The sequence below is a fragment of the Hellea balneolensis DSM 19091 genome (assembly GCF_000428525.1).
GTDB lineage: Bacteria > Pseudomonadota > Alphaproteobacteria > Caulobacterales > Maricaulaceae > Hellea > Hellea balneolensis.
The window spans coordinates 70,500-95,532 of the sequence record NZ_AUAC01000007.1 but is presented as its reverse complement, the minus strand read 5'-3'; the positions used below and the strand labels follow the sequence as shown (position 1 = coordinate 95,532).

Annotated in this window: 22 protein-coding genes; 7 read left to right on the top strand and 15 right to left on the bottom strand. The window is 48.0% G+C overall.

Annotated features, from left to right (window positions below; genetic code table 11):
• Positions 1–86 precede the first annotated feature (86 nt).
• Both F569_RS0112260 and F569_RS0112255 read left to right on the top strand, forming a co-directional pair.
• Positions 87–1,727, top strand: coding sequence for a S41 family peptidase (locus tag F569_RS0112260; protein ID WP_026942434.1), 1,641 nt, complete (start codon positions 87–89; stop codon positions 1,725–1,727).
• Positions 1,727–2,122, top strand: a complete 396-nt coding sequence (locus F569_RS0112255) for a hypothetical protein (RefSeq protein ID WP_026942433.1) — start codon at positions 1,727–1,729, stop codon at positions 2,120–2,122. Before F569_RS0112260 ends, F569_RS0112255 begins: the two co-directional genes overlap by 1 nt.
• Here F569_RS0112255 and F569_RS0112250 read toward each other — a convergent pair.
• The 3 genes from F569_RS0112250 to F569_RS0112240 all read right to left on the bottom strand — a co-directional run bounded on the left by F569_RS0112250 (position 2,105) and on the right by F569_RS0112240 (position 5,071).
• Complete coding sequence (locus F569_RS0112250; RefSeq protein WP_051279857.1) at positions 2,105–2,845, bottom strand: thermonuclease family protein; 741 nt, start codon at positions 2,843–2,845, stop codon at positions 2,105–2,107. The two genes, F569_RS0112255 and F569_RS0112250, sit on opposite strands and share 18 nt — an antisense overlap.
• Before the next feature lie 264 nt (positions 2,846–3,109).
• Positions 3,110–4,042: an MBL fold metallo-hydrolase gene (locus tag F569_RS17940; protein WP_051279855.1), complete on the bottom strand. Its 933-nt coding sequence runs from the start codon at positions 4,040–4,042 to the stop codon at positions 3,110–3,112.
• Between the two features lie 39 nt (positions 4,043–4,081).
• On the bottom strand, positions 4,082–5,071 hold the full coding sequence (locus F569_RS0112240) for a 2-hydroxyacid dehydrogenase (RefSeq protein WP_034388811.1): 990 nt from the start codon (positions 5,069–5,071) through the stop codon (positions 4,082–4,084).
• Between the two features lie 102 nt (positions 5,072–5,173).
• Here F569_RS0112240 and F569_RS17935 point away from each other — a divergent pair, with 102 nt between their 5' ends.
• The 3 genes from F569_RS17935 (at position 5,174) to panC (ending at position 7,968) form a co-directional block, all read left to right on the top strand.
• Positions 5,174–5,761, top strand: a complete 588-nt coding sequence (locus tag F569_RS17935; RefSeq protein WP_051279854.1) for an SH3 domain-containing protein — start codon at positions 5,174–5,176, stop codon at positions 5,759–5,761.
• A 105-nt stretch (positions 5,762–5,866) separates the two neighbouring features.
• A complete protein-coding gene (locus F569_RS17930; protein WP_051279853.1) occupies positions 5,867–7,087 on the top strand; it encodes a D-alanyl-D-alanine carboxypeptidase in 1,221 nt (406 codons plus the stop codon).
• A gap of 11 nt (positions 7,088–7,098) precedes the next feature.
• Entirely contained in the window at positions 7,099–7,968 is an 870-nt protein-coding gene (panC, locus tag F569_RS0112225) for a pantoate--beta-alanine ligase (RefSeq protein ID WP_026942430.1), read from the top strand.
• 35 nt (positions 7,969–8,003) lie between these two features.
• On the opposite strand, the gene F569_RS0112220 is transcribed toward panC, so the two are convergent.
• Complete coding sequence (locus F569_RS0112220) at positions 8,004–8,534, bottom strand: GNAT family N-acetyltransferase (protein ID WP_026942429.1); 531 nt, start codon at positions 8,532–8,534, stop codon at positions 8,004–8,006.
• Positions 8,535–8,750: 216 nt separating this feature from the next.
• On the opposite strand from F569_RS0112220, the gene F569_RS19895 reads away from it, so the two are divergent.
• Positions 8,751–11,600, top strand: a complete 2,850-nt coding sequence (locus F569_RS19895) for a TonB-dependent receptor plug domain-containing protein (protein WP_026942428.1) — start codon at positions 8,751–8,753, stop codon at positions 11,598–11,600.
• A gap of 67 nt (positions 11,601–11,667) precedes the next feature.
• On the opposite strand, the gene F569_RS0112210 is transcribed toward F569_RS19895, so the two are convergent.
• The 5 genes from F569_RS0112210 to mgtE all read right to left on the bottom strand — a co-directional run bounded on the left by F569_RS0112210 (position 11,668) and on the right by mgtE (position 17,337).
• A complete protein-coding gene (locus F569_RS0112210; protein ID WP_233353664.1) occupies positions 11,668–12,090 on the bottom strand; it encodes a DUF1489 family protein in 423 nt (140 codons plus the stop codon).
• A gap of 57 nt (positions 12,091–12,147) precedes the next feature.
• On the bottom strand, positions 12,148–13,086 hold the full coding sequence (locus F569_RS0112205) for a hypothetical protein (RefSeq protein ID WP_026942426.1): 939 nt from the start codon (positions 13,084–13,086) through the stop codon (positions 12,148–12,150).
• A gap of 87 nt (positions 13,087–13,173) precedes the next feature.
• Positions 13,174–14,493, bottom strand: a complete 1,320-nt coding sequence (locus F569_RS19095) for a lysozyme (RefSeq protein ID WP_051279852.1) — start codon at positions 14,491–14,493, stop codon at positions 13,174–13,176.
• 140 nt (positions 14,494–14,633) lie between these two features.
• Entirely contained in the window at positions 14,634–15,947 is a 1,314-nt protein-coding gene (locus tag F569_RS0112195) for a hypothetical protein (protein WP_026942425.1), read from the bottom strand.
• A gap of 25 nt (positions 15,948–15,972) precedes the next feature.
• Positions 15,973–17,337: a magnesium transporter gene (gene mgtE, locus F569_RS0112190; RefSeq protein WP_026942424.1), complete on the bottom strand. Its 1,365-nt coding sequence runs from the start codon at positions 17,335–17,337 to the stop codon at positions 15,973–15,975.
• 41 nt (positions 17,338–17,378) lie between these two features.
• On the opposite strand from mgtE, the gene F569_RS17920 reads away from it, so the two are divergent.
• Positions 17,379–17,897 (top strand): prepilin peptidase, encoded by a 519-nt coding sequence (locus tag F569_RS17920; protein ID WP_051279851.1) that lies wholly within the window; start codon positions 17,379–17,381, stop codon positions 17,895–17,897.
• Here F569_RS17920 and F569_RS0112180 read toward each other — a convergent pair.
• From F569_RS0112180 to F569_RS0112155, 6 genes are all read right to left on the bottom strand, one after another.
• Positions 17,882–18,307 (bottom strand): hypothetical protein, encoded by a 426-nt coding sequence (locus F569_RS0112180; protein WP_026942423.1) that lies wholly within the window; start codon positions 18,305–18,307, stop codon positions 17,882–17,884. The two genes, F569_RS17920 and F569_RS0112180, sit on opposite strands and share 16 nt — an antisense overlap.
• A gap of 8 nt (positions 18,308–18,315) precedes the next feature.
• Complete coding sequence (gene gspN, locus F569_RS0112175) at positions 18,316–19,023, bottom strand: type II secretion system protein N (RefSeq protein WP_026942422.1); 708 nt, start codon at positions 19,021–19,023, stop codon at positions 18,316–18,318.
• A gap of 4 nt (positions 19,024–19,027) precedes the next feature.
• Positions 19,028–20,950, bottom strand: a complete 1,923-nt coding sequence (locus F569_RS17915; RefSeq protein WP_034388807.1) for a secretin N-terminal domain-containing protein — start codon at positions 20,948–20,950, stop codon at positions 19,028–19,030.
• Positions 20,950–21,831, bottom strand: a complete 882-nt coding sequence (locus F569_RS0112165; protein ID WP_026942421.1) for a type II secretion system protein N — start codon at positions 21,829–21,831, stop codon at positions 20,950–20,952. Before F569_RS0112165 ends, F569_RS17915 begins: the two co-directional genes overlap by 1 nt.
• Before the next feature lie 77 nt (positions 21,832–21,908).
• On the bottom strand, positions 21,909–23,504 hold the full coding sequence (locus tag F569_RS0112160) for an amidase (RefSeq protein WP_233353663.1): 1,596 nt from the start codon (positions 23,502–23,504) through the stop codon (positions 21,909–21,911).
• 86 nt (positions 23,505–23,590) lie between these two features.
• Positions 23,591–25,024 (bottom strand): DUF1501 domain-containing protein, encoded by a 1,434-nt coding sequence (locus tag F569_RS0112155; protein ID WP_034388805.1) that lies wholly within the window; start codon positions 25,022–25,024, stop codon positions 23,591–23,593.
• Positions 25,025–25,033 lie beyond the last annotated feature (9 nt).

The window sequence follows — 25,033 nt, the reverse complement described above, 5'->3', positions numbered from 1 at the left end:
AGGATGCTTTTTTAATGTTATAAAGCATTTACGCGCATTTTGCGCCGCGCTAGGCTTCCTTCAAGAGAAATTTATAAGGATTTTGCATGACCCGATTTACATCTCGCCTCCTTACAACGGCAGCTCTTACATTTTCAGCGTCACTGCTCGCCGCATGCGGTGGCGGCGGTAGTAGCAGTGCCCCAGTTGGCGTCGCCCCTACACCGGGCGGGTCAAGCGAGCCTACATGGACAGCTGGCACATATGCCCCAGCCTCCAGCTTCAAAAATCAATGTGCGTCGCCACGTACGACAAATGATATTGACGGAAATCCATATCCCGATATGGCGGGTTCAACGACACGTGAAAAATTCTGGCTTAGGTCCTGGACCGACGAGACATATCTCTGGTATGATGAGGTTCCGGATATCAACCCTGGTAACAGTGATGACCGTTTAACGTATTTTGATAAACTCAGAACCTCAGCGACAACAGCGTCGGGGACAAATAAAGATCAATTTCACTTCACAATTCCTACAGACGAATATGAACAGCGCGTCGCAACAGGTGCATCCGCAGGTTATGGTGCAGACTTTGTTTTGATAGAATCTTCACCACCGCGTGATATTCGTGTCGCTCTCGTTCAGCCGGACTCGCCTGCTGCTGCCAATAATAATTTACTTCGCGGAACCGAGATCCTTGAAATTGACGGCGAAGACGCCGTCAACGGCTCTAACACCAATGTCTTAAATGCAGGGCTATTCCCCTCCGCAGCAGGTGAAACTCATACATTCTTAGTCCGTGATGTGGGAACGCAAGCGACTCGCACCGTGACATTGACCTCGGATGTGGTGGCGGAACAGCCCGTCAATACGACAAAAGTTATTGATACGCCGACTGGCAAAGTCGGTTATATTCTCTTCACGACCTTTGGCGTCTCCACAGCAGAGCAGCAAATTGCAAACGCCTACACGAATATGAAGAATGCAGGTATCAATGATCTTGTATTGGACCTTCGTTATAATGGCGGCGGCTTCCTCGCCATCGCGAGCCAGATTGCTTACATGACTGCTGGAGATGCGCGTACGGCTAATGCTAACTTTGAAACACTCCAGTTTAATGACAAGCATCCCACAGTAAACCCCGTGACAGGGCGGACAATCACGCCAACACCTTTCTACAAGGAAAGCCTTGGGTTTAATGACGCCTTTCCAGAAGGCCGTGACTTAGACACCGTTGATTTGCCCCGCATATTCATTCTCTCAACAGACAACACTTGCAGTGCCAGTGAAGCCGTCATTAACGGCCTTAGAGGGATTGATGTCGAGGTTATCTTGATTGGATCAAAAACCTGCGGAAAACCATATGGTTTTTACGGAACAGATAATTGCGGCGAAACTTATTTCACTATTCAATTTCGCGGCGTAAATAATAAGAACTTCGGAGATTACGCCGATGGGTTTGCACCGAATAATGCAAGCTCTGCCGTTGGCGAGAAAATAACGGGATGCGTCGCCTCAGATGATTACTCAAGCCAATTAGGGGATGAAACAGAAAACATGCTCTCCACGGCTCTTTCTTTTCGCGCTAACGGCACATGTCCTGCCAGTTCAGCCGCGACAGCTCAGGCAAAAACGCAGCCTCGATTTGAGAGCGACCCAGCGGCTTCTCTGCTAAATGATGAGCGCGTTCGCTCGCGTCTCGCATTAGAGAATAATCGCATCCTCGACACACCGAGAAATCAGTAATGGTCTTTTCGCCAAAATATTTTGCGCTTCTTACCTTACTCGTGACAGCAATGATTTCAGCCTGCAAAACAACTGCGGGCGCGGAGCCTCGTCCGGCGCTTTTGACACGCATGGATCAGACCGCCCAGGATACGCTTACACAAGCCGTCTCTAAAGCCATTGGCTCAAAGGTCACGCTCGCAGCTGACAGTTTTATGACAAAACCCAGCGTGACTATTGAACCCGCTTCGGTAAATAAACGAAATGGCCGTATTATTGATGGGCGAACCTTAGAGCGGCCAAGCCATGTAGATCTTATGATGATGGGCGCGGAATGTTACGTCATGAACCGCGAAACAGGTGAAAAAATCATGCTCGAAGGGGTGGATTGCAAGCCGCTAGTTCAAGACCTCTAAACGCTCCGGATGATCTAGCCAGACCATCGGCCCGTTTGAAAGCTCAACCCACCCTCTAATGCGGACTGTGGCTCCCTCCAGTGAGATCGGATCGAGTCCGGCGGCCTCGAAGCGCTTTCTATCCCGTTTGGCGATAGCAATTGTAAAATCTGTCTTATAATCTGCGCCAAAGTTAAGATAGATTTGCCCCCGCACATCTGCCGCAGACGTGATTATACCTTGAACAATCTGGTAGCTGTCAACGTCCTGAGCCAGAGCATTGGGCTCAGGTGTTCTGACACGGTAATAATTATGTCCCCAAATACCGCGCTGTGCATCTCGCGCAGCAATCTCAGCGGCATATAGTTTTTTCGCATCTTGAAAGGTGTCGGGCCAAGTATAGACGCGGGCCATACCCAACCTCACCATCTCCTCTTGGAGCCAGATATCCCGTTCACCCTTCGCATTTAAAGTGAAGGTTTGCGCCAAAGCTCGCCCGTAACGATCTCTTTTCTCTCCACCATAGTAAAGCTGAAGAGTTTTATCTTTCACCAAAGCCGTCAGGGCCGTTTTGCTCTCTTCGCCTAAAGGCCAGGCTTTGAACCCGGCTCGGCCAAGGGGTAATTTGGGCGCTTGTATAGCGGCTAATCTTACTTTGAGACCACTGTCCAAATAGAGCGTATCCCCATCGGAAACGGAGCTTACGGTACCTTTTTCCCCGACGATTAAATCATCTGTGCTCATGCCAAACCCTGTCACTGAGAGCAGCAATGCACTTATCAGGACCATCACATTCTTGGAGCATATGTTTGGTTTCCAACTTGCCATTAGGCTTATTATGCATGAGCAGCGGCCAGAGTCGAATCAACGTAAAATCAGCAGTGCAAAATAAATAACCCTCCCTCAGCTTACGCCGAAGGAGGGCCATCGATTGTAAAGCTACGATACCCAATTGGGGGAGGGTGTCCGCATCTTTACGCTCGCTCATGCGCAAACCAGGGTCTATCTCTATTGCATTTCCAAGATAGAGCGGTGTGCAATTTTGACCATGTTATCCTTATCAATAAAAGAGGAGTATTCAGCGTAATCCGCCAAAATATCTTTCTTTAAAATGTCATCGAGAGAAGCGCCCCTCTTGATTTCGTCAATGACACGCTTTTCAATTGTTTTCAACATCTCATAAGTTTTTTCGAGATCACCTTTATCAGCTAAAGGACCATGGCCGGGAATAATCTTACTTTCATCATTAACAAGCTCTAAAGCTTTTTCATGAGAGGCAATCATACCCGCTAAGCTGCCGCCGCCATCGACGTCAATATAGGGAAAGAGACCAAAAAAGAAATTATCGCCCATATGAAGGATGTTTGCTTCTTTGAAAAAAAGAATAGAGTCGCCATCTGTATGCGCATTAGGCGTGTGAATCGCCTGAACGGTCTGGCCATTAAAATGAAAAGTCGCATTTTCTGAATATGTTAGATCGGGCCAAAGCGTTTCATCAACAGCATCTACCGTCCGCCCGAAAGCTTTATTCTCAAAGCTCATTCCCATGCGCTTGCGCACATTGTCATGCGCGACAACAACAGCGCCTGTCTCTTTCATGTCGGCATTCGCCCCGCTGTGATCGCCGTGATAATGTGTATTAATAACATAGCGAATAGGCGCATCCGTTATCCCGCGTATCTGTCCGATAATTTGATCCGCAAAGCGTGAAAACTTATCATCTATGACAAAGACACCATCCTCGCCGACAGAGACGCCGATATTACCGCCCGGGCCCAAAAGCATGTAAAACCCATCCCCAAGGTCTTGGGTCTTGATATCTTGTTTAGGCGTAGCAGCTTCTTTGATATCTGTTTTGGAAGCTTGAGGCTCCGCTGTTGTTTCTGCGCCGCAAGCTGCAAGGCCAATTACGGCGGCAGTAAAAAGTAAGTGTTTCAACATTATTTTCTCCCATAAAGAGCTGGAACAGGCCCCGTTATATTAAAGCGGTAAGACGCGGTCCGGAAAAGCATGGCCATCCATTAACGCCCGTATATTTATCATCACTTTCTCGCCCATTTCGAGTCGGCTCTCATGTGTTGCGGAGCCTATATGAGGCGCGAGAATGACATTAGGTAAATCCAACAGGTCGGGATGCACCTTGGGTTCATGCTCATATACATCAAGCCCTGCCCCGCCCAAATCACCTTTGGATAACGCTTTTGCGAGAGCCGCCTCATCAATCACCTCACCACGCGACGTGTTCACAATATAACTTTCCGGGGACAGAAGCGCGAGGCGTTCAGAATTTATGAGATGATAAGTCTCGGGCGTGCTGGGACATGTGATAGCTAAAATATCAATAGCTGTCAGCATTGGGTCCAGTTCAGGCCAATAAGTGGCATCCAAAGTATCTTCTATACCGCCTGGTAAACGATGGCGATTATGATAATGAACATCAAGACCAAAGGCGTGTGCGCGTCTGGCAACGGCCTGTCCGATACGCCCCATACCAATGATACCCAGTTTTTTTCCGCGCACGCGATGGCCCAGCATGAATGTCGGCGACCATCCGTTGAAATTACCAGCGCGCGTGCGGCGATCGCCTTCTACCAATCTGCGCGGGACGGCGAGTATCAAAGCCATTGTTAAATCAGCCGTATCCTCAGTCAGAACACCTGGCGTATTGGTCACCATAATGCCCCGCTTATGCGCGGCAGCGACGTCAATATGGTCAGTCCCTGCCCCGAAATTCGCAATAAGTTTCAGCTTATCTGATGCTGCAGCAATAATATCCGCATTGATATCATCTGTAACTGTGGGAACCAGAACATCACAGCTTGCAATTGCTGTTTTCAAATCAGCGTGACTCAAGGCGAGATCTTCATCCCTAAGGCTCGTATCAAATAAATCCGACATACGCGCTTCTACAGCCTTTGGGAGACGGCGCGTGACAGTGACGCGTGGACGCGCATGTTTAGGAAAACTCATAAATTCCAATAGACGACTTTTAAACTGGATTCTCAAGCCTAAACGCAGTCAACCGGCACAAAATTTACCTTTGGTTTAGGCTATTTGCGCATTAACAGCCTCATGAATCGATTTTCACTGATATTGGGCCTTATGGCTGGCATTACGACAGCAAGCCAATGCTTGGCGCAAGATATTGCTCCAAAGGCGGAAAAACCCGCCATCAAACGCATTGTTGAAGAGATTCCGCCTCAAGCTGCCGATGTTGAGAATTTCTACCGCGTCTCAGCCGCTAAAACGCCCAGCGGCTTCCCAGTACCCCGCTATGTCAGCCTGAAAGTCGGCAAAGTAAACGGCCGTATCGGACCGTCTCGAAAACACCCTATTGCATGGCAATATCGCCGCAAAGGACTCCCTCTGATCGTTGTCGCGGAAACTGAGATGTGGCGAAAAGTGCGCGACGTAACAGGTGATGAAAGCTGGATTCACAAACCCGCTCTGTCAGGCATTCGGCGCGTCCTCGTTTTGGAACAAACAACACTTCACAGTAAAGCAAAAGCATCCGCGCGAATAACAGCCTTGGTCGAACGTAATGCTTTATTAGAGCTTGAGGATTGTAATGAGGCCGATTGGTGTAAAGTTAAATCATCGAATGGCCTTAAGGGTTGGACCCGGCGCTATAATCTCTGGGGCGCACAAAAATTATATTAGGGTGATAAACTACTCAGCTAAATTTGATTGCCTATAAAGACAAATCACAGCACATCTTAATATTCATTAACCCTGATTAAACCTCCAAGGCTTTATTCTGTTCACATGTTGCGTCTGCTAATATCTCTAGTTTTGTTGGTGACTCTGACCGTCCCAAGCCTGGCAGCGGATAAACCACGGCGCTATGCCTCAATCGTTGTCGATGCTGACACGCTGGAAATTATTCATGCGCGGCAAATTGATGAGCTGCGTTACCCCGCTTCATTGACCAAAGTCATGACGTTATATTTGACCTTTGATGCGCTCAATGCAGGCACGTTAAAACTGGATGAAGCGGTGCGCGTTTCTGCTAATGCCGCGCGGACGCCCCCTTCAAAGCTTGGGCTTCGCTCCGGGCAAACAATAACTGTCGAGGACCTGATTCAAGCGGTGGCCATAAAAAGCGCGAATGACGCCGCTGTTGTCTTGGCCGAAAGACTCGCGGGCTCAGAAGAAAATTTTGCGCATCATATGACGGCCAAAGCGCGGCAACTTGGCATGATGAAAACAACCTTCAAAACGGCCAATGGCTTGCCCCATCCTGAGCAAAAATCATCCGCGCGGGATATGGCTAAACTCGCGTCAAACATTCTGACGCATCATCGCCGTTATTACTACTTTTTCGGCCAAGAGCGGTTTCGCTATGCGGGGCGTACCTATAAAAACACGAATAAACTTTTGCATTGGCTGGATGGCGTTGACGGTTTCAAGACAGGTTACACCCATGATAGCGGGTATAATCTTATTGTGTCAGCACAACGCGAGGACCGGCGCCTGATAGCGGTTGTTTTAGGCGGAGCGAGCGGAGCGTCGCGAAATTCACATATGCAGGATTTAATTGAACGCGGTTTTGATGCCATAGGTGTCAAACCCGTTAAGGCTCTTCCTCCAGTTACAGTCAGGCGAGAACCCATACCGACTCGCAAAGCTCCGCAAGTTGCGAGTACACCGCGCGTGACAGAGGCTGTGAGGTTACGCGGACGCAATCAAAAACCAATCACCATCAGTAATGATAAATCCTTGTTCCTATCTGAGGTCGAGACAGATAATAGCTGGGGCGTGCAGGTCGGGGCCTTTCTGAAAAAATCAGAAGCTGATGAACAGATTAGTACGATTGGCAGCTTACACGCCTTATCAAAAGCCAAAGCCAAGGTCAGGCCACTCACGCGCAATGGACAAACGCTTTACCGGGCTCGCTTTGAAGGGCTGTCTATAAAAGACGCACAAGAGGTCTGTAAATCGCTTGCGAAATTAACATCAGGATGCTTGATTATCACCTCTAATTAAGAGGCAATCAAATGGCTGAAACTATCAACATCATTCGCTCTGAACGGGGTATAAGAGGCCAGGTCTGGGAATATCGAGGGCACGGCGAAACAACCGCATTTGTACCGACAATGGGCGCGCTCCATGATGGACATATGAGCCTTATTCGCTTGGCCAAAAAGAAAGCTGACCGTGTTATTGCGTCGATCTATGTGAACCCGACACAATTCGCGCCCGGCGAGGACTTTGACGCCTATCCCCGTACAGAAAAGCATGATGTCGCCTTACTGAAAGCCGAAGGCGCGGATGTTGTTTATATTCCCAAGCCATCCTCAATGTATAATGTTCATCACGCCACAAAAATCAAAGTTGGCGGCGTTGCCGAAGGGCTGGAGACGGATCACCGCCCGACCTTTTTTGACGGCGTGGCTTTGGTAGTTACAAAACTGCTCAATCGCGTCGCGCCAGATTATGCTATTTTTGGCGAAAAGGATTATCAACAGCTCGCAACTATTCGGCGGCTTGTAGAGGACCTCGATATGCCGATAAATATAGTTGGCGCTAAAATAGCCAGAGACGAACACGGTCTGGCTCTCTCATCTCGCAATAAATATTTTGATACAGAAGGGCTAAAAGTTGCCAGGCGGCTCAATGAAATCATGCGCTCTTGCGCACTGCAAATGTCAAAAGGTGAAAATGTGGATTTGGCCGTGGATAGGTCAAAGAAGGCATTATTAGCGGCAGGGTTCAGCTCGGTTGATTATGTTGAAGTCAGAAGTCCGAACTCTCTTACAGTGTTGGAAGGCGGCGTTTTAAACGGCCCTGCTAGATTATTAGTGGCAGCCCATTGCCGGGGCGTAAGGTTGATTGATAATTTCCCAGTTAAAGCCAAATCAAAATAAGGCGTCTTTCCAGACAATTGCCACAGCCTTGTCAATTATAGGATTAGGCTCTTTACCATCGTGCACAATGGAACAGGAACAGTTCCGTTTGTATCTTCCCACTGACTTTCTATATGGTAGCCGCATTTTAAATAAAACGGCACACCGGCCATGGTTGCGGCCATTTCCAAAGCCTTGAACCCTTCAGTCCTCGCCGCAGTTTCTGAGGCGTCTATTATCATCCTGCCAATCCCTCGCTTTATATGTGCCGGATGGGTGTACATCGCGCGGATCCGAGCGCGATCAATTTCAGGATTAAGGATTTTGGCATCACGGCCCGCACTGTGATTACCGCCATATAGCGTTGCTCGTCGAGACCACCCCCCACAACCCACAAGCTCTAGGGCGTCCATCACGCAGAAATAAGTGCCATCTTCAATGAGAAGTGTATCAAGCCCCATAGCCCCAAAAGACGCTTGTATTTGTGCGTCTGTTAAAAAGCCTTTTTGGAGCTCTGAAATGGCTAAGTTCATGAGGGTCTTGATAACAGGAATATCAGAAGTCTTTGCGGCTCTCAGCTCTAGCACTGGATAAAATGCCCCATATTTATGCGAATAGGCCGCAAAATTAGCATAATTTGCCCTTACTATAAGCTGCTAGCGTAAAACAGTGTCAAATATGACACACAATAGAAACAAAATATAGATTGCGTGTCAAACAGCTTGTTCGATTTCGAACAAAACAATAGGAGGTTTGTTAGATCAAAACGATCTCCAGTTTGCAAATCATTCAGAGGATAATTCATGCAACGTTTTTCATTAAAATCCGCGCTCGCAGTATCGGCTTCAGCCGCAATGCTTGCTGGTGCAATGGCCGCTCCGGCCCACGCCCAAACATCAGACGGCTTCAATGCCGAAGATGAAATCATCTCAATTGGTACGCGCCGTCAAGCAAGATCAGCAGCGGATACGCCAGCGCCTGTTGATGTTATTTCAGGTGTTGAGTTTACGCAAAACGCAGCCAATGACGTTCAGGACCTTTTGCGCACAGCGCTTCCATCCTACAATGTAAACACGCAGCCAATCTCTGATGCGGCCTCTATTGTACGTCCAGCTAACCTTCGCGGCCTATCACCTGATAACACGCTTGTTCTTGTGAACGGCAAACGCCGTCACCGCGGCGCCGTTATTTCATTCCTAGGCGGCGGTATTGCAGATGGCGCACAAGGCGTTGACGTCTCTTCTATTCCATCCATTGCGCTTAAGCAGGTTCAAGTCCTTCGCGACGGTGCGTCTTCACAATACGGTTCTGACGCGATTGCCGGTGTTATCGGATTTGACCTGAAAGACGCCTCAGAAGGCGGATCATTCGAAGTTAAATATGGCTCTACGTATGATGGTGACGGCGACAACTACTCTATCGCAGGTAACGTCGGCCTTCCGCTAGGTGATGCAGGTTTTGTGAATATCTCTGGTGAATATGGCGATACCGACGGTACAGTCCGCGCCGCTCCGAGAACAGACGTTACGAATTTGATTGCTGCTGGTAATACAGCCGTTTCAGATTTTCGGACGATCAACAGCTATACAGATGAGTTTACTCAATATTGGGGTCAGCCTGATGTCGAGAACGATCTCAAACTCGCCATTAATACAGGTATCGAGCTAAATGAGAGCGCTGAGCTTTACGCTTTTGGTACATATGCTGAACGTACAACAACTGGTGGTTTCTTCTACCGTAACCCAACAAATCGCGGCGGCGTTTATCGTGGACCAACGGTTAATAACGCCAATGGTAATGAAGCACGCACTGTGAGTTTTGATAATGACTCAAATATGTGGGTCTTTGATGCTGATGGAACAGAGTGGCAAGAGGTTGTTTATACTCCTAATGGTGACGGAACTTTTGACCGTACCCCTTCACAAACTAACTTGGCAGCCGGTGAATTCGGTCCGTCCGTTCGTGTTGGTAACGTAGCCGGTCTTGACCCACGCGTGTGTCCCCAAGGTATCCCTTTAACAGGAACAGACGGCCTGATCACTGATGACACTATTCTTGCTAGTGTAACCGCGGACGACAATTGTTTTTCATTTGTTGAAGCCATCCCAGGCGGATTTGTGCCGCGCTTTGGTGGAGACCTTGAAGACATTGGCTTGAGTGCCGGTATTCGCGGTGATCTCGATTTCGGGAACGGCTTGTCTTATGACCTTTCCGTTACGCACGGTTCTTCTGAAGTTCAGTTCTTTATTAATAACACTGTCAACGCCTCTCTTGGACCGATCGCTGGCTCAGGCAATACAGAAGTTGTTCGTGATTTCATCCCTGGTGGGCAAAAGCAGAAAGAAACGATTGTAAATGCTGACTTTGGATATGGCATCGCAATGGATGGATGGGCATCTGACCTAAACATCGGATTTGGTGCTGAATATCGCAAAGAGACATTTGACCTCTACGCAGGCGGTTCAAACTCTTTCGCACTTGGGCCATTGGCTGTTTCAACACCAGCCTTCCCTTTTGGACAAGGCTTCTCATCAAGCTCAAACGGCTTTGGTGGCTTCCCAAATAGTTCATCAAACTCGCAAGACTCTTATGCGGGATATATTGACCTTGAAGGCGATGTAACTGACGCTTTGACGCTTCAAGCTGCTCTTCGTTACGAAGATTACTCTAGCTTTGGAGACACTCTAAACTACAAGCTTGCAGCGCTTTATAAAATCAACGACAATGTTCGCGTTCGCGGAACATATTCAACTGGTTTCCATGCTCCAACAGCTGGCCAAGCCAATATTACGAATGTGACAACACAGAACGTTAATGGCGTTCTTGTTGACCAAGGTACCTTACCGCTCAACACGGCGGCTGGACAATTGGCGGCTGACTTCATCGCTTCAACGGGCGATCGTCCGACGCTTGGTGCTGAAGACGCACGTAACATTTCACTTGGCGTAGCTTTTGATACAGGTGGATTTAACTGGACAGTTGATTACTTCAATATCAAGGTTGACGACCGTGTCGCACTAGGTGCCAATGTTGACTTCCTTGAAGCTCTACAGTTTGCAGGCGCCACGGCGGACTCAATAAGCGGGGCAATTGCCGAACTTGATGGTAACGGCACAATTAATCGTCAGGACTTTTTGGGTCTCGACGATTTGGCCCAATTCCGCTTCTTCTCGAATAGTTTTGATACTAAAACACAAGGTATTGACGTTCGCGGTGATTATAAGTTCGAAATGGCTGGAGGCGATTCAACCTTTATCGTAGCAGCAAACTGGACAGATACAGAAGTGGTCCTTCCAACCCCAATTTCAGACACACGCATCCGTGCTCTTGAAGATCTTCTGCCAAATGTGAAAGGCTCTGCCACGCTTCTGCATTCACAAGGTATGTGGAATGGCATGGTTCGCGCCAACTATTATGGTTCATGGTTTGACAGCGGAAACGGCTTTGACGTCGGTTCAGAAATCCTCATCGATGCTGAAATCGGTGCCGAAGTTTATGAAGGTGTTGAACTGATGATCGGTGCCAACAACTTGTTTGATAACTATCCTGATGAGAATCCAGGACAAGGTGGCTCTGGTCAGCTTTATCCTGAAGCCTCACCGATTGGTTTTGCAGGTGGTCAATATTACGTCAAAGCCCGCTATACATTCTAAGCGGTCTTAAGACTTAAGTTTGAAAGCCTCGGTTTCGCCGAGGCTTTTTTTGTGGAGCTTTTTATGCCTACCAAGCACCGAGATTTGCAAGCTTGGCCCGTAGCTCAGGCGGCAAATCATTTGCTCCGCCAATTTCGCCCAGGTCCGCAGGCGCATCTTCAGGCTTTAAATATCGCCACCCCTGAAAAGGTCGCTTTGGCGTTGGCACAACGGGGATGAGTTTAGGTGACATGAGAATGGAACACGCTTTTCGGCCATCTTGCGTTTGCACCTGATCAAGCGCCACAATCTCATTACGGCATTGAATTAGCCCTTTAATAACCCAATAAATAGATCCGCTATCTAATAAGGCTTCGACCTGTTTAGGAAACATCCGCGTGACATGCTCATGATAAGGAGACAGGCCCCGCTTCTTACGGCGCCTCACAACAAGTTTCTGCCAATCCGCTAAGGTTGCAATGGATTCAGAACCGACTGAGAGCTTTTGCATATGCAGAGTCATGTTCTCTACATACGGGCTAAACCTCGATCTAGGCCAGTCTAGGGCCTAAAAATCTCGTTGATAAGGTTCTACATTTACAACGTAATTCGGCGCATCAGGGTCAACTTTAAACGTAACCATATCCACAGTATCAGCTTTTGCAGCCAAACCTGCTTTACGAATAACACGGCCAAAAACAGATTTTATCTGACGATTTACAGGGCCCGCCTTGCTGTAACTAGACTCGATACCAAAACGGTGTCGCAAGGTCGCATTTGCTATCATAGCAGCATTTTTCATGCCCGATTCTTTCGTCGAATATTCTGTTGTTACAGACACGCAAAAGGTTTGATTATCAACGCGATGCGGCATGTTAAGCGGCCATGTCAAAGCTTGTCCTTCTGCAAAATCGACAATCGTGGCATCCTTGTCAAAGTCCGGTTTATAAGGCAGGTCGTCCTCTAAGTGACTTAGTAAAGTCGCCTCATAAGCCCGATCAGGAATAAACTTTTCTGTTAGAGGATATAAATACATGCGCTTCTTACCTCTGACATGCCATAGGATCGTTTCTGTCTTGTCGAAATGATACGGTACTTTTGCAATCGGGGATGAAATCAATATACCCCCATTTGCATTATAAGCTTTATTTCCGGTTTCTTCCGCAATTCCGCCATACATTTTATCAAGCACAGTTTTGTATTCAGGGTGAATATTCATACCGCGGCGCACATTGATCCAAACTTTACCAGCTTTGGCCGCTTCCAATAAAACTTTCCCGTCAACATCCCGAAAGTCACCTGTCTGAAATTTATTAGGGTAAAGCTCACTATCAGCAGCTCCCATTGTACAGACATCTAGCATATTTTTGGGATGCTTATTAAGTAATTCAATTAAGGCCTCGTCAGTGAACAGACCCGTATCTTTCAGGCCATGCTCGAATGCCATAATTTCTTTTTGGAACCGGGCTGAATGAGCTTCAGTCCAATCTTTAAGCATAGATGTCATTTTAATCACCTTGTTTTGCGCAAATGCGCATAGATTATTGTCCTACTCTTAGCGCAATAGGTTAAATATTATCTTGAAATACAGGGTTTATGAACGCTTAAAACTTTGCCTCGCCGCATAATATAGCGCTCCGGCCAACATCATTGTCCCAATGAAAATACCGCACATCGTTAGCATGGGACCAAAGTCTCCGAACATCGCGCCCTTATTTTTAAGCCATAAGGCTATGCCCCCGCCAAAAAGAATAGAGCCTAGAAACATCATGATCATATAAGGTATTGTAGACGCCGTCACATTGTCTTCGGGACGTGCATTGAAATCAATATAGCGGCTTGCACTATCATCCGTTCTCAGTTGCAGCGCGTCGTCTTCTGCGAAACTATCAATGACGGGCGCGTCAATTTCAGTCCGCTCAACGTCACTCTCGTCTAAAAGACCGGGCGTGATAACAACATCATCCTGTTTTTCGATGGAGAATGGGATAATATTGGCATCTGTATTTTTCTTGGGAGCATCAGTGTCGATGAGGCTATCCGGCCAGTCCTCTGTATCAGCTGTTTTTTGATCAGACTTTACGTCCTCGATCAAAGCATTCAACCTGTCTTTTAGTTTTTCATCCTCCGCGGCAATCAGAGACGGACGTGCAGCCTCAACCAATTTGTCTTCATCTATAACATTTTTAGTCGTATCAGGAATGAAAGGTAATTCTTCTGCATCATAATCGTCTTCACGTCCTTCATCTTGATCGGCAATCTCGCTCAGCATCAGAAGGCCTGAAGGGCCATCATCCCGGCGGCGATTTTGAACTTCAGATGCAGAATATGGGGCGCTCGTCACAACGCCAGCTGCATCATCAGCTGTGAAAACGGGCAGCGCATCTTCTGTTGAGAGCAGTGCGACGGCCTCATCTTCAATTGGCGGCAGATCAACCCTTGGCGCACTTAAAGCGCGGCCTTCGGGCCGTAAAAACAACGCTTTCTCAGCTGTACGGCGGCGCATAAGCGCATCAACCACATAGGTTTTGCCTTCTATTTCAGATTTGCGCCAAATATCAAAGCCATTAGCCGCATCCAAAGGGCGCCCATTATTTAGCGCTCTGAGTGTATCAGATTCTAAAAAGGCTTTTGGTCCAATATTGTAAGCAAATGAGACTAAAGCATCAAATTGGCTCTGAGATAACGGCGCATGTACATTTTCATTGATCATATCAATAAAGGGCGCAAGATCGTCCTTCAAAATGTTTTCTGCTTCTGACTTAGACAACATGACCGCTTTATCATCCATTAGGCGGTGACCATAACCTACGACACGTTGTCCCGACACAAGTGTGCGATCTACAGGACGAAAGCCTTCATAAGCCTTGATAAGCTTAAGGCCCATATCTGATATATTAAATTGACGACCCATTTTCGTCCCAATCCATTACAAAGTTAGTTCTTAGGAATGGATGAGTGCAAAACTCGCGCCAGAAGGGAATAGGCGCGTGTAATTCGTCATGGGGATAAAGTCGGCTGAACTATGTTAGGGTTAAAGAAGCCTAAAGAAGATTAACGTTTCTGCAAATCACCCGGGGTCAGTGGAATTGTAAGCATATCACGAAAAGCTGTCCATTGCGCCTCGGGCGTATCGCCAGCATCTTGCACATAACTGCGCACAATATCCTGTCCGATATTATAATTTATGACATAACCACGATATTTTTCGATAAAACGCAGACGCTGCTCCGATTTCTCGCGGCTTTGCAGATAGTATTTTTGAATAAGGGGCACAGCCTCATCTTTGGTGAGGTCCCCGTCCAAGTAACGACGCGCAATGTCATTTGTGGCGTGAGATAATTGGCTTTCTAATTTTAAGACACGCTCAAATAATTCGGCCTCAGATGTGTCCAGACCCGCCATTGGAAATAAGACCTCTTTCTCAAAAGCCATTTTCTCCTCGCCTGGAAAAGCAAGTCCGATCCCAAAATTTCCTGAACCTTCCGCGAGAGGGCCAAAAGGACCGAAAAGCGGATTTACACTATACTCAATCCAATCCCGTTTTCTGACAAGCTCGCGCTCAATGAACAAATTCCAGACGTGATGGCCCGGATATCCCTCATGACAACCCAAATCGACAGCACGGTCTATGGTAATCGGAAAATCAGTATTGATTTGAATAAGGCTTTCATAATTGCCTTGGTAATAATTATAGCCTGACCAACTTTTATCCGTCACAAATTCCATTGTGAATTTCTCAGTCTCCGGCAACTCAAAATAAACAGATGTTCTGGCACGACATTCTGCGATCGCACGGTCAAATACAGGTTTTAATTTATCCTTAGGGATTGCGAATTTATTTCGGAAGTTATTCACTTGCTCGGCAACACTCCCATCGCCGGGAACAATGGCGTCTAATTCGGCCAAAACGGCATCATAGTCTGACAAATCATAACGCGGCGGCTTTACGTCATAGATATCTGAAACTTCTTTATCAAATGAGACGGGCTTCCCTGTCACCACATCTAGGCGAACCGCCATAGCGCGAAGGAGCTTCATCAAATTTTTACGGCGTATGTCTTCAGAAGGCTCAATATCCAGTATTCCGATACGTCTTCGAAGGTCTTCAATATCTTTTGTAAGGTTCGCCGGGTCAACTTGCGTATCCTTTATGGCCTCCCGCCAATCTTTGGGCCCGCTATAAGCATCTACATAGTCACTATCGACTTGGCCCATACGCAAGGCCAATTTAACGAAGTCTTCCCCGGCTTGATTTAATGAATATTCAACGGCTTCGGCTTTGACGGGCTCTTCAGTCGTCACCTGCTCAGCAGGACTGCAAGCGGCGACTAAGATAATGGCGGAAGTAAGAAGAAGGTTTTTCATATCTTCATCTTAACCCGCTCAAAGCTTAGAGCAAGATAAGAACCGCAAATCCGAGGAAGGCAAAGAAACCCACAATATCCGTCACTGTCGTCACAAAAACCGAAGACGCAACGGCCGGGTCAGCGCCAAATTTCTTAAGGCCTAAAGGCACCAAAATACCGGCAAGCCCGGCAAAAATATGATTTATGATCATGGCGACAAAGGCGACGAGGGCCAATTGCGTATCGCGAAACCAGATATAGGCGATCAGGGCCAAAGCTACTGCAAAGATGACGCCTATCAACGCAGCTGCATAGCCTTCACGGCGAACGGATCGCCATGACGTGCGTTGATTTAAGTCTTTTTCAGTTAAATCGCGTACAGCTACCGTTAAGGCTTGCGTGCCGGCATTCCCACCCATTGAGGCCACAATCGGCATAAGTACAGCCAAGGCGACAATCTCCGCTATGGCATAATCAAATTGCGCGATGACAATTGATGCCAAAATGGCCGTCATTAAATTTATGAAAAGCCAGGGCGCACGTGCGCGAACAATGTCCAGCGCCGTATCTGTCAGCCCGGATTCGCTAACGCCCGCCAGAGCGAGCATGTCTTCTTTGTTTTCATCTTGGATAATTTCGATAATATCATCGACGGTCATCATACCTGTCAGTCGCCCTGACGCGTCAATAACAGGCGCGGAAATCAGATTGTATTTTTCGAATAAATAGGCTGCTTCCTCTTGGTCCATGGATAGGTCAATCGTAACCAGATTACTTTCCATTATGTGTTCGAGAGGGACATCGCGCATTTGGCGCATAACATTTGATACGGGAATATAGCCCACAGGTTTGAAGGCCGTATCAACGATATATATATTGTAGAATACTTCGGGCAGGTCCGCAGATGTAGTCCGCATATGGTCAATGGCATCTCCAACCGTCCAAAAAGGTGGAGCAGCCACGAACTCGCGCTGCATGAGACGGCCAATCGTCTCATCATCAAATTCGAGAGCGGCTTTAAGTGAAGCGCGGTCAGCTGGCGCGAGGGCCTCCATAACCTCATCGCGCTGCGCGTCTTCCATTTCCTCAATAATTTGAGTGGCCTCATCATTATCCAGATCCGTAATGGCATCCGCTAATTGGCCTGATGAGATCAGCGGAAGAATATCCTCTACAACATCATCTTCGAGTTCAGTAAGGACGTCACCTGTGATAAGCTCCGGGGCACGTTCAATAAGGTTTTCACGCTGTTCGGTCGTTAGCTCTTCAAATTGGTCAGAGAAATCAGCGGGATGCATATCCCTAACAAGGAAATCCAAAGCGCCTATTTCTTCATCCAAAAGGGCTTTAGCAATTTTATTCTCGTCAATGTCAGGATCGCGCATGTCGGATGTTGATGTGTTTTCCATCACGGACTCCTCTGACTGATTACATGTGACTTATCGGCCTTATGACCGCAACGCTTGTGAAATTAAAGCGGAAAGGCCAAAGAAAGCTCATGATGTTTAGCCATGTCACAATTTTATTCGCCGCGTTGCTCCTCACTGGGCTAGCACTCCTATCCTGGACAGATATTAGGAACTACCGTTTGCCTGATATTTATACATTTCCTCTGATGGGCATAGGGCTAGCCGAAGGTTATCTCTCAGGTGATCTATCGTCTCGCGTGATAGGGCTAACTCTAGGCTATGCTGTTTTTGTGTTTATTGAAAAAGGCTTCAAAACGCTGCGCGGAAAAGATGGGCTTGGGCGCGGGGACGCAAAGCTTTTGGCCGCAGGAGGCGCATGGTGCGGTTGGGTGGGACTCCCCTTCATTGTGCTTATTGCAAGTGGTTTGGGACTAGCAGCAGCTTTATTACCTTCTGTCAGAAACTCCGCTAAAAATGGCCGTATCCCCTTTGGCCCTTTTTTAGCCCTGGCTATTTTTATGGTTTGGGCCGCAAATATTTATGTTCAGAGCAATGGCTGACAGGCGTAAAATCCAACAATAGGCACAACTTTTTCCCACCCGTCAGAAGATAAGCTTGTCAAGCGGCCCGCCTTATACCGTATGCCGCCTTCTATATCTTCAGGCGACAATAAGGTCAGGCTCAGCGTCTTACCTTCCGTGTCTGTAAAGCTACGGATGGTGGAAGGCGGATTAGCAGGATTATCTTCGGTCAACATAATTTCTTCCTGCCCCTTAAAATAGCTTATTTCAGTCGAGGATGCAAAAAGTGTAAAAGTCTTGATGGCGTCCGCTGTCCAAACATAAAGGCCGCAATCACCGGGAGCCAGGGTCTTACCGACTATAGCTGCATCTTCGGTTTTTTTAATATCAGGGGATAGGGTTGCGCAAGCTGATAACAGAAGAACTAGACTTAAGAAATATGGACGCATGTGCGACCTTAACGCCATTGTCCCTGCTCTGTCAGCTTATATTCACGGCCCACTGCTTCAAAGCCGTATAAGGGCAAAACTACACCTGCTTCAGGCTGTGAGGTTTGAACCGTAAAATTCGCAGCATATCTCCCGTCCTTGAACAAGCGTAAATCTGCTCGAATGGCCTGGTTGTTGTCTTTCCCAGTCAGAGTCACGATCATCTCACCATTTTCGCAGCTTATCGGGCCTGTAAGCTTAGGCCCCTGCCACTGCCACCTTGCGCGATTACGCATAAGGAAATCTGTTGTGATCCGCCCTTTAGCGGAGCTGCAATTCCCGTCATAAATTTGCATATCGCTCAGCAAAATATTGACCTGTCCGACAAGCTCTTTCAGGCGGCCATCACGGGTTGGAAGTTTCGCTAATGTCCCAGCGAAGCGTATGTCTTTCAATTGACTCTTGGAGGCTTGCCCCGAAATTGACATTGCAGGGGACTGTGTCCTGAATACCAGAGGTAAGCCGCCTGACAAGAACGCTTTGGGACTGAGTTTAAAATTAGCCGTACCGATATAATCCAGACTTTCGACCTGGCCGTCCCAGACGGTGCCCGTATAACGAATTGCCTGCCCAAGGCCCTCGGGTACAAAATACGGAGCGACCCATTTTAGCGGCAGATTTATGAGAGCCGCTGCAACGGCGCTAAGCCCCCCCAAAACTATAAAGCGTTTCCGCATCAGATTATTGCCCGTTATAAGTCCGGCTTACAGGCGCTTGTAAATTGGGCACATAATCATCAATCTTTGAGCTTGGACGACCGGATTGTTGCATATCCTCAAAACGAGCTCTATTAAGCAAATCTTGTGTCAGCGGCCTGGCATCCGACGCGGTACGAATAATTTTAGGACGTAGGAAAACCATTAAGTTTGTTTTCTTACGAGACTTACCCTTGGATTGAAACGCACGGCCAATTACCGGAATATCGCCCAATATCGGCACTTTCGCGAGATCAATCTGTTCATCGTCCTGAAGTAGGCCGCCCAATACAATTATTTCGCCGTCATTGGCTAAAACAGTCGTTTCTATTTCGCGTTTATTGGTCACGAAATCAGATGACAAAGACGACAAGGCCCCTGCAATTGACGAGACCTCCTGCTTGATTTCCAAGCGGATAACATCACCCTCTGAAATTTGCGGCAGGACTTCGAGTTTTATGCCGACTTCCTCACGCTCGAATGTGCGAAACGGATTCACATTTGTTGTGCCAAGCCCCAAGCTTTCACCCGTCGTGATCGGAATTTCCTGACCGACAAGAAACGTTGCAGGAACATTGTCAAGGGTCGTTACAAATGGCGTTGAAAGAATGTTTGAGTCTTCATCGGTTTCCAGAGCATTGACGACGACAGAGTAAAGCGTGTCATTGCTTACGCCGCTAATGCCGCCTATCCCGCCATCAAGACCCACTAGAGAATTGACGAGGTTGGCTTGCTCTTCGATGGTAAAGCCATCTTGAGCACCTGCGGCAATCGCCGCAACACCTAAAATATTGGGAGCCGCTCTCGAAAAGTTTGAGGACAGCAATGGAACATTTTTCCCATTCAATCCTGCAATCGCAAATTCAACGCCGAGCTCTTTGGCTGTCGTATCGGAAATTTCGACAATAATGGCTTCGACCAAGACTTGAGGACGGCGGACATCCAAGCGCCGGATAATTTGCTCCAGTGCGGCTTGCGTTTCGCCAGACGCACTGATTACTAGCGTGTTACTGCCGGGCTCATAAGCTACAGTCGGTACAGGCTGTCCCTCACGCTCATAGGCAGGAAGCAGCGTATTTAAGAGTTCAATAATTGATTCGCCATCAGCAAAACGCAACGGGACAACACTAACCGCGCCGCGCGGTGAAGAGCCGCCAACATCCATAGAATTTAAGATTGGCCGCATCTTATTCACAGCTGCATAAGTACCCTCGATGATGATGCTATTTGAACCGGGAATAGCGACCACGCGATAGTCTGGTTTCGGACCGCCCAAGGCTTTCAGTGCTTCTTCGGCATCAATCGCGGAAATATTGGCCAGCCGAATTGTTTCAATGATAGAATCGCTGACATCCATCGCCTTGACGATTTCGCGGGCTTTACGAAGATTTTCAGGAAAGTCTGTGATCACCAAAACATTGCCGCCTGGATTGGCTGTCAGTTGACCTTGGCTATGCATAACAGGTTTAATCAGCCGCGCCGCCTCAGCAGAGTCCGTATTGTTGAGCTTAATAACAGTTGTCGCAAAGCGCCCGTTAAAGCCATTACCCTCCGTAAAGGGGGCGTCCTGTGCCGCACCTTGGATAAGCGTGATGCGGTATTCACCTGTTGCTGTGCGGACCAAAGTATAACCATGCACCCGCATAACATCTTTGAAGACCTCAAAGACTTCACCTTTTGATAAAGATTGCTCGGACGAGATCGTGACTTTACCTTGCACTCGTGGATCAACAATGAAGGTTTTACCCGTCACCATAGACACGTCATTGATAAAGGCGCGAATATCGGCCTGTTGCATGGTAATCAGGTGATCGCCCGCCGCATAAGACGGAGCCGATAATGTGCCCAAAGTGGCCGCCAATACTAATCCAGCGGTAAGAGCGGTAAGACATGTGTGCTTGATACCCATTAAGGTGTTCCTAGCTTGATTGTTTTAACTTGACCATTCCTAAGAACAGTCACCTCTGTGCCCCCGCTTTGCGCCGCTTGTTCAAACAGCGCCAGAAAATCAGGACGCCCGCGCGTGATGTCGGTTCCGCCAATTGCTGTCACCACATCGCCTTTTGTAAAACCATATGGCGTCAAATCAACACCTGGGCGGTTTGGCTTAACTGAATAGCCCAAGAGCTGTCCGTTCTTCATGATACGGCGGAGAGAAAGATTCTGGAACAGGCTGCTGACGTCACCTGAAATCGTAGCCGATTGAGTCGCATTTGCTGACGCCTTACCTCCCGTGTTTGAATTTCCAAAGCGCGTCACAGTGACTTTTGAATCGATTTTTTCCATCGTCTCAGCACTGGCCAAGAGACCTGTCTCGTCTCCGCGTTCAAAAGTAAGACGCTGAATCTCCCCGTCGACATCTAAAACAATAAAACCTTTATTGACGGCCTCAAGTGTTACGCCAGAGATAATTTCATCGCCTATCCGGTAATTACCCTCTTTATTATCCGGTGTTCGCAAAATTGCTGTTCCGTTCGTCCCAGCCGTGCGGCCGGTCAAGGTGAGATTTAGTGTCGTCTCAGGTGCATCCTCACCAGCTTCGGCTATCATTTCAGGCCCAGTCTCCGCTGCACGGTTAAAGGGATCTGTCGTGAAAGTGAAGTTTTGCCCCACCCGGATATTTTGTCCTTGCAATGTCACAGGAACGATAGCGGGTTGCTTCCAAACACTTTCAGGGTTGGTAAAGGCAATAATGGTTTTGACGGCCAGATATATAAGCCCGAGGCAGAGAAAAGCGGCTATGGCGCGTAATAGCCAATTTATGGTCTTATCTGAGCTGGCGAGCGCCATATTATTTATCCTTACCTTACAGGCCGCTATAGCTATATACCAGTTATAGCGTCTGCAAAGTGAAACTTGCTTAAAGTCTAGTCATTTCCGCCCAGCATTTTTCCGTTTTCTGCCTGTTCCAAAGATGGACGAAAATCAGGTTTAACCCGCAATTCCCCGCTAGCTTGCTCAAAGGCATATCCCATTGCGACGACCTGCTTGTCCGCACCGGCTGTGCTCATAAATGAGAGGCCCGTTGGCAGTCCCTTATGTGTGCCCATCGGAACGGTTATGTGAGGGTAGCCCGCAATTGCTGCAACCCACCCCGCGCCTGTCCCGCCAGGATAACTGTCACCATAGATATGATCGATCAGAAATGTCGGGGCCGTGCTCGGCGCCATGAGAAAATCGACGTTATTATCAGACATCATTTTGTCGATACCGTTTTCCCGTGTAGCTTTAAGCACCATGGCGAGGCCTGTCTTATACTCTTCCGTTGTAAGGCCTCCCAAGGCTTCTGAAGCCTCAAAAATTGATTGCGTAAACACGGCCATTTCGCGGGGGTCATTTTTATTAAATTCAATGAGTTCGGCGAGACTACGTGTCTTTACGGCCCCAGTCGTTGAGGCAAGATATTCGTTTAACGTTGCTTTAAACTCATATTTCAAAACATCATAAGAGGCTTTCCAGAAACCTTCTCCGGGTTCCCACTCTTCGATTTCAACCAAAGAGAACCCTTTCTCCTCAAGGTCATCGAGCGCTGCTTGGAAATTCGCGTGAACCCCCGGATTAGACCCCTTGGCGAAATTCAACACACCAATACGGGTTTCGCCTGGATCAACAGTGCCAAGCGTAGATACATAGCTGCCGTCATTTTCTGTAAGGGCATCCATCATCATGGCCGCGCCTGTGACCGTTAGGGTCATCGGGCCTGCCGTATCTTGTGTGGAAGAGATCGGTACAATCAGCTCTTGGGAAATAACGCCGACCGTGGGTTTGAATCCAACAATACCGTTCATAGCGGAAGGGCAAATGATCGACCCGTTCGTTTCCGTTCCAATAGCCGCTGCCACGATACCTGATGCAACAGCCGCACCACTGCCTGAACTGGACCCGCAGGGCGAGCGATTTAGGCTATGCGGATTGCGCACTTGTCCGCGCACAGAGGACCAACCACTAACAGAATCTTCAGAGCGAAAATTTGCCCATTGAGACAAGTTAGATTTACCCAAGATCACAGCGCCATTTTTTCGTAAGCTTGCAGATAGCGGCGCGTCGCGTCCGTTTTTATTGTCAATCAAGGCCCAACTGCCTGCCGTGGTGGGCAGGTTATCTTTGCTCTCTATATTGTCCTTCAGTAAGACGGGAATACCGTGTATAGGCCCTCTTAAATTACCCTCAGCCCGTTCAGCATCCAAAGCTTTGGCAATTTCTAAGGCATCCGGGTTCACAGATAAAACGGATTGTAAAGTGGGTCCGGCGCGATCGATCGCATCAATACGCGCCAAGGCTTGGCGCACGAGTGTTTCTGAGGACGTTCCGGCGCTGGGCAGCGTCGGCGCGAAAACAGTTTCTGTTGTTCCTTTAGCGAGCGGGTCGGGTTTCTTAAGTGAAACAGACTCGGCGGCGCATCCCGCCACCAATAAAGCGGCGATCCCTACTTTTAAAAAAACTCTTTTTTGAATTTTTGCCATAATCACCTGCCAAATTACTGAGGAGATTAAAGCGGATTAAAACTGCTAGGGAAAGCCTTTTTGCACTGCGAAGTCGGAGTTATCCCCTAACTGTTATTCGCGGTGAGAAAACCAAGGTCTTTCTGTGTGAAATTGTCCAAATTTGGCAAGGCCTCATTTAGCTCACCTTGATCAAGGCCAAACCAACCGCCCAGTGTTGCCGCATATTGATCAACAGATACAGACGGAATAAGCCTCCCGCGACTTTCTGTGTAAGACTGAGAGCCTAAATCATAGTCGGGCAGGCTTCCATATATCCGTTTCCCTTGCACGGCGCCGCCTATAATAAGATGATGAGCACCCCATCCATGATCAGTCCCGTCACCATTATCAATGGCCGTTCGTCCAAAATCGGAACCCGTGAATAAGGTAACATTGTCAGACAGACCCAACTCAACCATCGCGGCTTGGAAGGCTGTGACAGAGGTCGATATTTCCGTTTGTAATCTTGGCATAGAGTTTCTTTGGCTGTCATGAGTATCAAAACCGCCAATTGAGACAAAGAAAATCTGACGCCTGACGTTAAGTGTGTTCCGCACAGCAATTGTATTGGCGACAGTTCTAAGCTGTCCTCCTAAGTTATTTTCCGGGAACTCTGTTGCAACCGCTGTGCCGCCCTCAATAGCGGATTTATAAGCTTCAACATTCTGGATGGCGCGACCATTTACACCAATAAGGTCTTGGCCAAATAGGTTTTGCGAGGCGATATCGGAGCTGGCTAAATGATCTCGCAATACAGCTCTGGCGGCATCTGAATGATAACCTGAGCCCAACCGCCATTTCTGCCTTAAAATATCTGCTGACTCAGGATTACTGGGGGCTGAGAATTGACGCACATTATTTCCTGAAAGAAAGACATCATTTCCGGACGTTGAAATCGCAGAGAAGGTCGGATTGGACGCGGCATCATTTTTCAATGCCGCCTCAACAAAACGGCCGCCCCAACCACTCTGCGCTCCCTCCGTGCCAAAACTCATCCATGTCGATTGTTGGTCATTATGGGAAAAAAGTCGATCAGGAATTTGCGCCGAAAAATTATCCATTGTAGTGCGGGTCGTCGGTTCAATCAAAGGCCCGACATTGCCAAGAATGGCCGCATTACCTGCTTCAAACAATCCCTGCAAGCCTGACATTTCGGGTGCAAACCCAAATTCACGGCCCCCGAAATCAGAACTATTTAATGGATTTATTTTTAAAATATTCTCGCGGTCTCGTGATGAAGCCCCGCTGCCAACGCCATATGCACCGAACAGGCCAGGGCGAATGGTTGAGAGCGCATCATGCGACGCTGAGTCCTTGGGCAATATGAGGTCAAGGCTATCCATACCACCTTTAAAAAAGACACAGACCAAGGCCTTATACCCGCTCGTATCGGCCGCAAAGGCACGGGAACTACCTATTGCGGCCAAAAGACCCGTGCCGGCGGCAAAGCCCATGGCGGAGGAAGATTGAAGAAACCGTCTGCGATTAATATTAGCCATATTACTCTC

Excerpts from the sequence above, each read along its gene's own strand:
- F569_RS0112260 (WP_026942434.1), top strand. The coding sequence starts at position 87 with ATGACCCGATTTACATCTCGCCTCCTTACAACGGCAGCTCTTACATTT.
- F569_RS0112255 (WP_026942433.1), top strand. The coding sequence starts at position 1,727 with ATGGTCTTTTCGCCAAAATATTTTGCGCTTCTTACCTTACTCGTGACA.
- F569_RS0112250 (WP_051279857.1), bottom strand. The coding sequence starts at position 2,845 with ATGAGCACAGATGATTTAATCGTCGGGGAAAAAGGTACCGTAAGCTCC.
- F569_RS17940 (WP_051279855.1), bottom strand. The coding sequence starts at position 4,042 with ATGTTGAAACACTTACTTTTTACTGCCGCCGTAATTGGCCTTGCAGCT.
- F569_RS0112240 (WP_034388811.1), bottom strand. The coding sequence starts at position 5,071 with ATGAGTTTTCCTAAACATGCGCGTCCACGCGTCACTGTCACGCGCCGT.
- F569_RS17935 (WP_051279854.1), top strand. The coding sequence starts at position 5,174 with ATGAATCGATTTTCACTGATATTGGGCCTTATGGCTGGCATTACGACA.
- F569_RS17930 (WP_051279853.1), top strand. The coding sequence starts at position 5,867 with ATGTTGCGTCTGCTAATATCTCTAGTTTTGTTGGTGACTCTGACCGTC.
- panC (WP_026942430.1), top strand. The coding sequence starts at position 7,099 with ATGGCTGAAACTATCAACATCATTCGCTCTGAACGGGGTATAAGAGGC.
- F569_RS19895 (WP_026942428.1), top strand. The coding sequence starts at position 8,751 with ATGCAACGTTTTTCATTAAAATCCGCGCTCGCAGTATCGGCTTCAGCC.
- F569_RS0112210 (WP_233353664.1), bottom strand. The coding sequence starts at position 12,090 with ATGCAAAAGCTCTCAGTCGGTTCTGAATCCATTGCAACCTTAGCGGAT.
- F569_RS0112205 (WP_026942426.1), bottom strand. The coding sequence starts at position 13,086 with ATGACATCTATGCTTAAAGATTGGACTGAAGCTCATTCAGCCCGGTTC.
- F569_RS19095 (WP_051279852.1), bottom strand. The coding sequence starts at position 14,493 with ATGGGTCGTCAATTTAATATATCAGATATGGGCCTTAAGCTTATCAAG.
- F569_RS0112195 (WP_026942425.1), bottom strand. The coding sequence starts at position 15,947 with ATGAAAAACCTTCTTCTTACTTCCGCCATTATCTTAGTCGCCGCTTGC.
- mgtE (WP_026942424.1), bottom strand. The coding sequence starts at position 17,337 with ATGGAAAACACATCAACATCCGACATGCGCGATCCTGACATTGACGAG.
- F569_RS17920 (WP_051279851.1), top strand. The coding sequence starts at position 17,379 with ATGACCGCAACGCTTGTGAAATTAAAGCGGAAAGGCCAAAGAAAGCTC.
- F569_RS0112180 (WP_026942423.1), bottom strand. The coding sequence starts at position 18,307 with ATGCGTCCATATTTCTTAAGTCTAGTTCTTCTGTTATCAGCTTGCGCA.
- gspN (WP_026942422.1), bottom strand. The coding sequence starts at position 19,023 with ATGCGGAAACGCTTTATAGTTTTGGGGGGGCTTAGCGCCGTTGCAGCG.
- F569_RS17915 (WP_034388807.1), bottom strand. The coding sequence starts at position 20,950 with ATGGGTATCAAGCACACATGTCTTACCGCTCTTACCGCTGGATTAGTA.
- F569_RS0112165 (WP_026942421.1), bottom strand. The coding sequence starts at position 21,831 with ATGGCGCTCGCCAGCTCAGATAAGACCATAAATTGGCTATTACGCGCC.
- F569_RS0112160 (WP_233353663.1), bottom strand. The coding sequence starts at position 23,504 with ATGGCAAAAATTCAAAAAAGAGTTTTTTTAAAAGTAGGGATCGCCGCT.
- F569_RS0112155 (WP_034388805.1), bottom strand. The coding sequence starts at position 25,024 with ATGGCTAATATTAATCGCAGACGGTTTCTTCAATCTTCCTCCGCCATG.